The organism is Rugamonas sp. (genome assembly GCF_025354735.1).
Lineage (GTDB): Bacteria > Pseudomonadota > Gammaproteobacteria > Burkholderiales > Burkholderiaceae_D > Rugamonas.
Map to the genome: position 1 here is coordinate 18,036 of NZ_JANXMI010000203.1, position 10,211 is coordinate 28,246.

General features: G+C 63.8%; 11 protein-coding genes. 4 read left to right on the top strand and 7 right to left on the bottom strand.

Annotated elements, in window-relative coordinates:
- Nucleotides 1-11: 11 nt before the first annotated feature.
- The 5 genes from Q0S71_RS16320 to Q0S71_RS16340 all read right to left on the bottom strand — a co-directional run bounded on the left by Q0S71_RS16320 (nt 12) and on the right by Q0S71_RS16340 (nt 4,074).
- Nucleotides 12-1,367 (bottom strand): TolC family outer membrane protein, encoded by a 1,356-nt coding sequence (locus tag Q0S71_RS16320; RefSeq protein WP_295997917.1) that lies wholly within the window; start codon nt 1,365-1,367, stop codon nt 12-14.
- A gap of 124 nt (nt 1,368-1,491) precedes the next feature.
- Complete coding sequence (locus Q0S71_RS16325; protein WP_295997919.1) at nt 1,492-1,815, bottom strand: rhodanese-like domain-containing protein; 324 nt, start codon at nt 1,813-1,815, stop codon at nt 1,492-1,494.
- 11 nt (nt 1,816-1,826) lie between these two features.
- Nucleotides 1,827-2,480, bottom strand: coding sequence for a protein-L-isoaspartate O-methyltransferase (locus Q0S71_RS16330; protein ID WP_295997922.1), 654 nt, complete (start codon nt 2,478-2,480; stop codon nt 1,827-1,829).
- A gap of 181 nt (nt 2,481-2,661) precedes the next feature.
- On the bottom strand, nt 2,662-3,303 hold the full coding sequence (locus tag Q0S71_RS16335; protein WP_295997926.1) for a TetR/AcrR family transcriptional regulator: 642 nt from the start codon (nt 3,301-3,303) through the stop codon (nt 2,662-2,664).
- 228 nt (nt 3,304-3,531) lie between these two features.
- Nucleotides 3,532-4,074 carry a TetR/AcrR family transcriptional regulator gene (locus Q0S71_RS16340; protein ID WP_295997929.1) on the bottom strand — a complete coding sequence of 181 codons (543 nt, stop codon included), beginning with the start codon at nt 4,072-4,074 and terminating at the stop codon, nt 3,532-3,534.
- 146 nt (nt 4,075-4,220) lie between these two features.
- Here Q0S71_RS16340 and Q0S71_RS16345 point away from each other — a divergent pair, with 146 nt between their 5' ends.
- Nucleotides 4,221-5,027 (top strand): glutathione S-transferase family protein, encoded by an 807-nt coding sequence (locus Q0S71_RS16345; protein WP_295997930.1) that lies wholly within the window; start codon nt 4,221-4,223, stop codon nt 5,025-5,027.
- Nucleotides 5,024-6,103: a Gfo/Idh/MocA family oxidoreductase gene (locus Q0S71_RS16350; RefSeq protein WP_295997932.1), complete on the top strand. Its 1,080-nt coding sequence runs from the start codon at nt 5,024-5,026 to the stop codon at nt 6,101-6,103. Before Q0S71_RS16345 ends, Q0S71_RS16350 begins: the two co-directional genes overlap by 4 nt.
- Before the next feature lie 227 nt (nt 6,104-6,330).
- On the opposite strand, the gene Q0S71_RS16355 is transcribed toward Q0S71_RS16350, so the two are convergent.
- Nucleotides 6,331-7,026: an SDR family oxidoreductase gene (locus tag Q0S71_RS16355; RefSeq protein ID WP_295997933.1), complete on the bottom strand. Its 696-nt coding sequence runs from the start codon at nt 7,024-7,026 to the stop codon at nt 6,331-6,333.
- Between the two features lie 203 nt (nt 7,027-7,229).
- Here Q0S71_RS16355 and Q0S71_RS16360 point away from each other — a divergent pair, with 203 nt between their 5' ends.
- Together Q0S71_RS16360 and Q0S71_RS16365 are read left to right on the top strand one after the other, a co-directional pair.
- Nucleotides 7,230-7,634, top strand: a complete 405-nt coding sequence (locus Q0S71_RS16360) for a TetR family transcriptional regulator (RefSeq protein WP_295997936.1) — start codon at nt 7,230-7,232, stop codon at nt 7,632-7,634.
- Nucleotides 7,635-7,681: 47 nt separating this feature from the next.
- Nucleotides 7,682-8,638, top strand: a complete 957-nt coding sequence (locus Q0S71_RS16365; RefSeq protein ID WP_295997939.1) for a sensor domain-containing diguanylate cyclase — start codon at nt 7,682-7,684, stop codon at nt 8,636-8,638.
- A 199-nt stretch (nt 8,639-8,837) separates the two neighbouring features.
- Here Q0S71_RS16365 and Q0S71_RS16370 read toward each other — a convergent pair.
- Nucleotides 8,838-10,211 (bottom strand): efflux transporter outer membrane subunit (locus tag Q0S71_RS16370; RefSeq protein WP_295997942.1); only part of this gene is annotated, 1,374 nt, incomplete at its 5' end.

Sequence of the window (10,211 nt, forward strand, 5' to 3'; positions counted from 1 at the left end):
GCGACCGCGCGTCAGTGCGTCAGCAGCGCGTTGATCGGACCGAGGTCGTCTTCCTTCAGCGTGCCGGCGGCCGCCTTCAGGCGCAGGCCGTTCATGATGGTGTCGTAGCGCGCCTTCGACAAATCCTTCTGGGTCGAGTACAGCAGCTTTTGCGCGTTCAACACGTCGATGTTGATGCGCACGCCGACCTGGTAACCGAGCTTGTTCGAGTCCAGCGACGATTTGCTCGACACTTCGGCCGCTTCCAGCGCCTTGACCTGGGCAAGGCCGCTGTTCATGCCGAGGAAGGCCTGGCGCGCGTTGAGCGAGGCGGTGCGGCGCGTCGCCTCGAGGTCGTTGCGGGCCTTGTCTTCGAGCGAGATCGCTTCGCGCACGCGGCTGGTGACGGCGAAGCCGCTGAACAGCGGAATATTCCACTGCACGCCGATGGAGTTGCTGGTGATGACGGCGTTGGCGGTCTGGTTCTGGTGCGAGCTGCTGGCGATGAAGGAGGCGGTCGGCATGTGGCCGGCGCGGTCGACCTGGATCTGGCGCGCGGCGATTTCCAGGTTCAGCTGGGCGCCGACGACGGCGTAGTTCTGCGTTTCCGCCGACGCCACCCAGGCGTCGATGGCGGCCGGCTGCGGCGCGTTGATGGTCACGCCCACGCGCAGCGGGGCCAGGCCGCCCGGCGCGACGCCGATGATCGCCTGCAACGCGGCGCGCTTGTTGTCGAGATCGTTGATCGCGGCGAATTCCTGCGCCACCACCAGGTCGTAGGCCGCCTGCGCCTCGTGGGTGTCGGTGATGGTCTGGGTGCCGACTTCGAAGTTGCGCTTGGCCGAGGCCAGCTGTTCGGTCGTCGCCACCTTCTGGGCTTGCGTGGAACCGAGGTTGTCCTCGGCCGTCAGCACGTCGAAATACGCTTGCGAGACGCGGGTAATCAAGTCTTCCTGGGCCTGGGCGAAGGTGGCTTCGGCGGTCGCCTGGACCAGCTTGCTTTGCTGGTATTGCTGCCAGGCGGCCCAGTTGTAGAGCGGCTGGCTCAGCGACACGGTGTAGCTGTTGATGTGGTAATCGAGGCTCTGGCTGATGGGCTGGGTGGTCGAACCACCCGCCACCTGGCCGCCGGTGAGCGCCGGATTGAGCACCTCGTTGCCGGTGTTGCGGGTGTTCGAGCCGCTGGCCTGCAACACCGGCAGCAGGCCGGCGCGGCCCTGCGTGATTTTTTCCTGACCGGCGGCGAATGCGGCGCGCGCGCTACCATAGGTGGCGTCGTTGGCCAGCGCCTGCTGATACACTTGGATCAGGTCGGCCGCCTGTGCCGCCGGTGCGTTCAACGTCAGGAAAGCGCTGGCGATCAGCACGGCGATAAGGGGTCTCTGCATTGCATTCTCCGTTGGAGTCGTCAAAAAAAATTACACGAATAAAAAGTCAAAGCTGTCCCCGGCCTGGTCACCGGCCATCGTGTCCCGCCGCCGCCAACGCGGACAGTCAGCGGCCTATCCGCGCTCAGTACTTCGCCATCGCCGGGTCGACCTGCACGGCCCAGGCGTGGATGCCGCCGGTCAGGTTGACGATCTTGCCGTAGCCGTTGCGCTCCAAAAAGGCGGCCACCTGCAGGCTGCGCGCGCCGTGGTGGCAGATGCAGACGATGGTGGCGTCTTCGTCGAGGTCGTCGATGCGGGCCGGTATGGTGTGCATCGGCATCAGGGTCGCGCCATCGATATGGCAGGTCTCGTATTCCCAGTTTTCGCGCACGTCCAGCAGCACCGGGCGGGGACGCGCGTCATCGGCCAGCCAGCCGGCCAGCTCCAGGGCGGTGATCTGCTCCACAGTCGCCCCGCTTAAAAGGTGAACGTCGACGGCGTCGTCGCGTGTTGCAGGTAGGCCACGTCGGTCTCGAACAGGGTGACGGTGTCGTAGCTGGCCTCGCCGGTGCGGGTAATCAGCTGGGCCTTCATGGCCGGCGCCGCGCCGACGATGGCGGCCAGGCGCCCGCCCACTTTCAGCTGGGTCAGAAAGGCATCCGGCAGCACCGGCAGCGCGCCGGAGATGACGATGACGTCGAACGGCGCGCCGTTGGCCCAGCCCTGGGCGCCGTTGCCCAGCTCGACCGTGACGTTGCCGACCGCGTTGGCGGCCAGGTTGCGTTCGGCCAGCAGCTTCAGTTCCGGCGCGATCTCGACCGTCGTCACGTGGCGGCCCTTGTGCGCCAGCAGCGCGGCCATGTAGCCGGAGCCGGTGCCGATTTCGAGCACGCTTTCATGTTTTTTCAGGTTCACGTCCTGTAACAGACGCGCTTCGATCTTCGGCGTGAACATGGCCGCGCCGCCGCCGAGCGGGATTTCGCTGTCGACGAAGGCCAGGTTTTTGTGCGCGGCCGGCACGTAGTTTTCGCGCTTGACCACCAGCAGCAGTTCGAGCACGTCGGCGTCGAGGACGTCCCACGGGCGGATTTGCTGTTCGATCATATTGAAGCGGGCTTGTTCGATATTCATGTTGGGGCTCGGTGGTGGTTAACTAATAATCCGCCATTTTATCGTTGAACTGAGTCTGAGCGCACATGTTAACGATAATGCCTGCCGACTGAGGGAAATTGCGACAGTCTGCAGTTTGGAGGGGTTGAAAGTACATATACGGCAACTTGAAGCGCGCGCGGGGCGCAGGAAGCCCCGGCGCTCACGCGGCGGCGGCGGCCAGGCCGCGCACGGCGAAGTCGATGTAGGCATCCATATAGGCGGCCGGGGCGATCTGGCTCATGGCGCAGCTCACCTGGGAATGGGTCCACATTTCCAGCATCAGCACGGGCGCCGTCAGAATCGGCGTCATCAAGGCCGTGTCGAGCCGGCGGAATTCGCCGCTGTCCATGCCGCGTTCGAGCACGCGCGTGATGAGGCCGTTGCCGCGCGCGATCACTTCTTCGTTGTAAAAGCGGGCCAGGTCGGGGAAATTGCCCGATTCGGCCATCATCAGCTTGGAGATGCCGGCCAGCTTGGTGGCGCCGATCTGGTCCCACCACGACATCAGGATCACCCGCAGCAGCGCGCCGCTGTCGCCGTCGTAGCCCGAGATGGTGTGCTCGGCCTCGCCGATCGGCAGCACGATGCTGTCGCGCACGACGGCCTTGAACAGTTCTTCCTTGTTCTCGAAATACAGGTACAGCGTGCCCTTGGAGACGCCGGCGCGGCGCGCCACGTCTTCCAGCCGGGTGGCCGCGTAGCCGCGCTCGACGAACTGCTCCAGCGCGGCGGCCAGCAATTCCTGCGGCCGCGCGTCCTTGCGGCGTTCCCAGCGGGGTTTGGTCTCGGTCGGGGATGACATCAGCGTCTCGTCTAATAACTTACTTTTAAGTCATTAATATAGTCGCGCACGCCGCCAGCGTCAAGGCCGGGTGTCTTGTTGTTACGTCCGATAGAACCTTGAATAGAAGAATAGAAGAATAGAAGAATAGAAGCTTGAATGGGTGAGTCGCAAGGACCGTCAGGCGGCGGACTTATCTTCGAATTCCATCACATGGGTTCGGATTCATCGAAGACGCGAACGGGACCGTTACGGCAATGCCCGCAAAGCGACTTCGCCGATCCGTAGTAGTTGATTCTTGCTAGCGCCGTCCCGAGCTTGCACCGACATTCCCTGCAGCACGCTGAAGTAAAACCCGGCCAGCGCGGCCGGGTCCGCATCTTTTGGCAAATCACCAGCCTTGCGGGCGGCTCGGAAGCGCGCCTCCAAGGCTTCGCGCGCAACACGTCTTAGCTCCGTAATATGCATGGCAACGCCCTGATGCTCGGGTGCGTATCCCAGCATGCCGGTGGCCACCATGCAGCCCCGCGCATGCGCCGGCGAGGAGTAAGCCGCAGCCGCCTCGCGCAGGAATCGCTCAACCACCTCGCGCGCCGTGGGCAAGACAAAGTAAATCGATGGATCAAATCCGACACCACTGAAATACAGTTCCAGCACTTCGCGAAATAAATTTTCCTTCGAACCAAAGGCAGCATACAGCGCCGGCGGCGTAACGCCCATTGCGCTCACCAATTCGGCGATCGAGGTGCCTTCGTATCCCCTTTCCCAGAACAATTCAAGTGCTTGTCGCAAGGCCACGTCTTTATCGAAAGAGCGTGGGCGTCCACGAGGACGGGCTGGGGCTTCGTCTATTTTAGTAGTCATCGCTATTTAATTCTTGTCTTCAATAAGGACATTGTATACCATAGCGATCACTATATAAATGAAGGAAATTCGCCATGCATACCATGCCTGTTTACCAAAACCCGTACCATGAATTTGATGGCGCCGCGCCCGCCGGACTGAAACTGCACCTGCTCGGCATCGCCAATCCTGAGGTGGCGAAGCTGGTGCCGACCCTGTCGCCGTTCTCGGCCAAGCTGAAAGCCTATCTCCGGTTCCAGGGCATCGCGCACCAGGACGTGGCGGAAAACGGGCTGGCGGGAGCACCGCGCGTGAAGGTACCATTCCTCTCCGCCGACGGCGTGCGCCTGGCGGATTCCGCCCTGATCATCGACCATCTGAAAGCGCTGTATCCGGACCCCGACGCTCATCTGACCGCGCAGCAGCGGGCGATTGGACTAATGGTGCAACGCGCGCTTGAAGATCACCTGTACTGGATTATCCTGTACTACGAATTCTTCGATCCGGCCGGCACCGCATGGTTCTTCGAGCAGCAGTTCGGCGCGATGGCGGGTTCCCTGCAGGGCTTGCGCGATGATTTCGTCAACCGCACCTACCTGCAGGGTATCAGCCGCTACTCACCGCAGGAGGTCATCGAGAAGGCCAACAGGGACCTCGACGCGGTGGCGGAAATACTTGGCGCGCATCGCTACCTGCTGGGCACCGACGAGCCGACCTCCTTCGATGCGGCAGTGTTCGGCATGACCGTGATCATGTTCCAGCTTAGCCCGATGCATCCAGAGATCACCGCCCATGCGCGCTCCCTGCCGAACCTGCGGACCTATATGGCCAACCTCCTGACTAACTTCTTCCCGGAATTGACCCTGGCGTTCGACGTTGGCACCGGACGGGAAATCGTATGAGTGGCGCCCTGAAAATCCGCGTAGGCCTCGTTGGTGTCGGAAACTGGGCCCGTTTCGGCCACTTGCGCGTCCTTGGCCTGCTGCCCGAATATGAGTTGAGCGCGGTCTATAGCCGGCGCAAGGAGGCCGCGCGGTCGGCCGCCACCGAATACGGCATCAAACACGTGGCGGGATCGCTTGATGAGCTGGTGAACCATCCTGAGGTCGACCTGGTGCTGGTGCTGACCACGGCGCAACAGCATGAGGAAGCGGTGCGCGCCGCGATCGCCGCCGGCAAGGACGTCTACTGCGAATGGCCGTTGACACCCAACTCGGCCACATCCCAGGAATTACTGCGCTTGGCCGACGAGGCCGGCGTGCGTACCATCATCGGCCTGCAGCGCGAATTCGCACCGGCGCTGCGTTACGCCAAGGATCAAATCGCGCAGGGCTTCATCGGCAAGATGCGTTCGGTGCGCATGCATGTCAGTGTCAGCGCTTTCGGCCCCGAGCGGCAGCCCTCTATCCGTTGGAGCACTCCCGCCGAAAACTTCATGAGCTCCGTCTCGATCTTTGGCGCGCACTTCATGGGACCGCTGTTCTCGCTGGTCGGACGGCCCCTAAGGTACTCCGCGGTGACCCTCAACCAGTTCCCGCAGGTGACAATCACCGACACCGGTGAGGTGTTGCCGTCGACCGCGCCCGATCAAATGATGTTGACCGGCACCCTGGAGAACGGGGCTGTTTTCACTGTCCATATCGAGGGCGGCAAGCGCAACGGATCGGGCGTGCAAATCGATATTACCGGGCATGACGGTGACCTGCGGATTACCAACGTGTCCGCGTTCGGCGGTGCCGATGAGCATTACCAGGTCAGTGGCGCCAACGATGGCAACGGTGGTTTGCTGGCAATGCCGGTGCCGGCGTCGTACGTTTGGCTACCGCCGTCCGCTATCCAGACCGGCGCGCTGGAATTAGGCGACTTGTATGCCGCCTATTTGCTCGACCGTGAACATGGCAGCCATCGGGTGCCAAGCTTCAACCATGCTGTATTCATTCAGCGATTGCTTGAACAGGCTACCAAGCAACAAGCTTAGATGGCGAGGGCATTGAGCCGGTCCACAGCTACCGATGCAATCTGCTTGCAGTATCGGTGGCTGACCGGTTCGCGATATCGCCATGCCAGCGTTCCCATGACCCAGCACGTTCGACGAGAGCTGAATGGCGGTGAGGAGATCCAAGCGCGGGCGCCGATGTGTGCGCGCTGCCGCTGTCTCATTTCGCGCGGCCCGAGGGTGCTTTTCCTTGGGCCGCCGGGTATGGCTTAATTCGTCGCCGGTGCGATGCGTGCGCCGAACCACTCTTCCCAGGTCCAGTCGGTTTTGGCCTGGGCGTGCAGCTTCCAGAACAACTCGGCGATATCGCGTGAGTCCTGTGAATCGGCGCCGATCAGCTGGTTGACGGTGACGGTGGCGATATGGATGTTGTCGGCGCTGAGTGGTTCGAACAGCGCTTGCGTCATGGACCGCAGACCGGCCTTGGAGACGCTCAGGGTCAGCTGATCGGCACGCGGACGCAGGGCGACGCCGCCGCCGGTGATCAGGATCGAACCCTTACCGTGGCGCTTCATGCCCGGCAGCGCGGACTGTATCGCCACCAACGCGCTCGACAGGTTGATCTGCATCGTGGACGTCAGCATCTCTGTCGACTGTGTCTCAATCGGCTGCGGCACCAGGATGCCGTCGGGCTGGAAGACCAGCACGGCGGTGTTGTAGTGCAGGACCAATTCGCCGCCGTCCGAAATCGCGCCGGCCAGCGCGGCCACTTGCTGCGCATTACTGGTATCGACTTGCTTGATGGTCACGCCGACGCCGGTGGCGCGCAAGGCCTCGGCATGCTGCTGCAAGGCCGCCGGATTGCGCGACGACAACACGATGTCGTAGCCCTCGGCCGCGAACCGACGGGCGGTCGCCAGACCGATGCCGGGGCCGGAACCGATGCTCAGAAATGTTTTGCTCATGATGTATTCCTTAGTGGATGGGGCGGAGGCAGGATTGCCGCCGCCATGAAGAACCGTTGTTGGCGCCGCGGCGCACACTCGCCTCATGCAGTGGAAATTGATCGCTAACGAACGCAAGGTTTCAAGCGCGCTTTTTTCTCTTATTTAATTAACTAGTGATCGCTATCATAAGCAATCACAAGCAGCTGCGCAACAATTAAATAATGATGGCTACGAAAATAGAGGTGCTTGCTTCTCGACCGCGCGGCCGGCCCCGCACCTTTGACAAACAGGAAGAGTTGAAGCAGGCGCTGGCACTGTTCTGGGAGCGCGGCTACGAAGGCATCGCCGAGTTGGTCGGCGCGATGGCGGTGACGCCGCCCGCGCTATATTGCGCCTTCGGCTACAAAGTGGGTTTGTACGGCGCGCTGCTGTCACTGTATTCCGGTGGTCGGTATCGGCGGCGATCCGGACGCGCATTTAAATTCCGACGTACCATTCCTTGTCAGGGCAAGGTATCCGGGGTGGCATGTCCGGCCAGTTGCGCGACGCGGCAGGCTATCGCGGGAATCGCCATAACTGTTATGGCGATTCCTGCAACATTGTTTGACCGCCACCGGTGCTTGTAGTGCACAATACCGCCGTCCCCGCCCACTCTCCCATATTCTCCCGATACATGACTTCTCCGCGACTCGAATCTGACTCCGCCGCCGGCACCGAAGCCGGCGTTTACCGCACCTTGCTCGAATCGACCCGCGCGATTCCCTGGCGGATCGACTGGGCCACGATGCAGTTCACCTACATCGGCCCGCAGATCGAGGCGCTGCTCGGCTGGAGCCCGTCGAGCTGGCTGACGGTGAACGACTGGGCCGACCGCATCCATGAGGATGACCGCCAGAAGACGGTCGAGTTTTGCGTCTCGCAATCGCAGAAGGGCGTCGACCACGAGGCCGACTACCGCGCGCTGACGGCCGACGGCGACCATGTGTGGATACGCGACGTGGTGCACGTGCTGCGGCGCGACGATGGCAGCGTCGAGGCGCTGGTGGGGTTTATGTTCGATATCACCGGGCGCAAGCAGGCCGAAGACAAGATTTTGCAACTGCAGCGCGAACTGGAGGTGCTGTCCTACCGCGACAGCCTGACCGGCGTGGCCAACCGCCGCATGTTCGATACCCTGTATCCGGTCGAATGGGCCAAGGCGCGCGCCACCGGCGAGCCGTTGTCGCTGGTGGTGATCGACATCGATTACTTCAAACAGTACAACGACCATTACGGCCACGTGCGGGGCGACGAGTGCCTGCGCCGCGTGGCCCAGGCCCTGGACACGGGCGCGTCCCGTTCGCGCGACCTGTGCGCGCGCCTGGGCGGCGAGGAATTCGTGCTGCTGCTGCCGGCCACGGACGAGGCCGCCGCGTGCAACGTGGCCGAACGCTGCCGCAAGATGCTCAAGCAGAAGGAACTGCCGCACGCCCGCTCCGACGTCGGCCGCCTGGTCACCGTCAGCATGGGCGTCGGCACCATGCTGCCCGGCGCCCATGACGCCCCGGACGTCTTCCTGGACCGCATCGACCGCCGCCTCTACCGGGCCAAGGCCGCGGGGCGCGACCGGATCTGCGACGCCGACGCTTGAAGCCGGCGCCAAGCCCGGCGACCTTGTACGTGTCGAAGACGATGCCGGACGGGAATGCCGGCGTGCCGGCCCACTCGAATGAGCGAGGCGCGCCGCCGTCCGCAAAGCAGCGCTTCCCCGGACCCGGCACGACTGGATAGCTTGCGCCGTTGGTTGCAACAACGCCACCGGCTTGCCGAGACCCTCCACCCCGCCCGGCTTAACGGCCAGCGGTGCTGACGCTGCCGACCGGCTTGGCGTCGGCCACCGGCGCCGTCGCATCCCAGCCGCCGCCCAGCGAGCGGATCAGCGCCACCGTGGTGACGGCGCGGCTGCCGCGCAACTGCACGGCGCTGCGCTCGACGGTGGTCAGGTTGCGCTGCGCTTCGAGCAGGTCGAGATAGCTGGTGCGGCCTGCGTCGTACAGCAACTGCGCCAGCTGCGCCGACCGACGGGCCGAGACCACGGCCTCGTCGGTCTGCTGGGCCTGTCCGGCCAAAATCCGCAAGCCGGCCAGGTTGTCCTCGACTTCCGAGAACGCCACCAGCACGTGCTGGCGATAACTGGCCACCGATTCTTCCAGCACCGCTTCGCTGCGCTTGACGTTGTTCTTGTTGCGGCCGCCGTCGATGATGGGCATGGACATCAGCGCGCCCAACACCCAGGAGCGGCTGCTCCACTTGAACACGTCGGCGAAGCTGCCGCCCTCGCCGCCCGCCGCCGCGCTGATGTTCAGCGCCGGGAACATCGCCGCCCGCGCCACGCCGATGCGCGCGTTCGACGCTTCCATCGCCCGTTGCGCGATGGCGATGTCGGGCCGCCGTTGCAGCAGCGTCGACGGCAGGCCGGCCGGGATTTGCGGTAGCGAGGCGATGTCGTTGAGCGGACTGGCGCTGGCCGTGAAGTTCGACGCCGGTTTACCGAGCAAGACCGCCATCGCGTGCTCGTTGGTCGTGCGCTGCTGCTGCAGGGCGATGGCTTCGGCGCGCGCCGTCGACAGTTCCGTCTTGGCCCGCGACAGATCGAACTCGCCGATGTCGCCGAGGTCGTAGCGGCGCTGCGTCACATGCACGCTCTGCTCGCGCAGACGCACCGTTTCGTTGAGCGTGGCCAGTTCGGCGTCCGTTTCACGCAGCCGGAAATAGGTCTGCGCGACGTCGGCCTGCAAGGACAGCAGCACCGAGCGGAAGGTCGCTTCGCTGCCGGCCGCGTCCGACTTGGCCGCGCTGACGTTGGACGAGACGCGGCCGAACAGGTCGACTTCGTAGCTGGCCGTCAAATTGGCCTGGTAGATCGTCTGCGGATGCACCGGCGTGCCGGCCGGCAGGCCCAGCGACAGCGGCGAAGCCTGGTTGCGGGATGCGCCGACGTTGACGCCCACTTGCGGAATCCGGTCCGCCTCGGCGATACCGGCGATGGCGCGCGCCTGCTTCAAACGGGCGGCGGCCTCGGCCAGGTTGTTATTGTTCGTGGTCGCTTCGGCGATCAGCGCGGTCAGCGCCGCGTCGTCGAAGGCCAGCCACCACTGGCCGCGCGGCTGGGCTTCGGCCGCTTTGGCCTGCTGCCAGCGGGTGCCGTCGGGCGCCGTCACGGG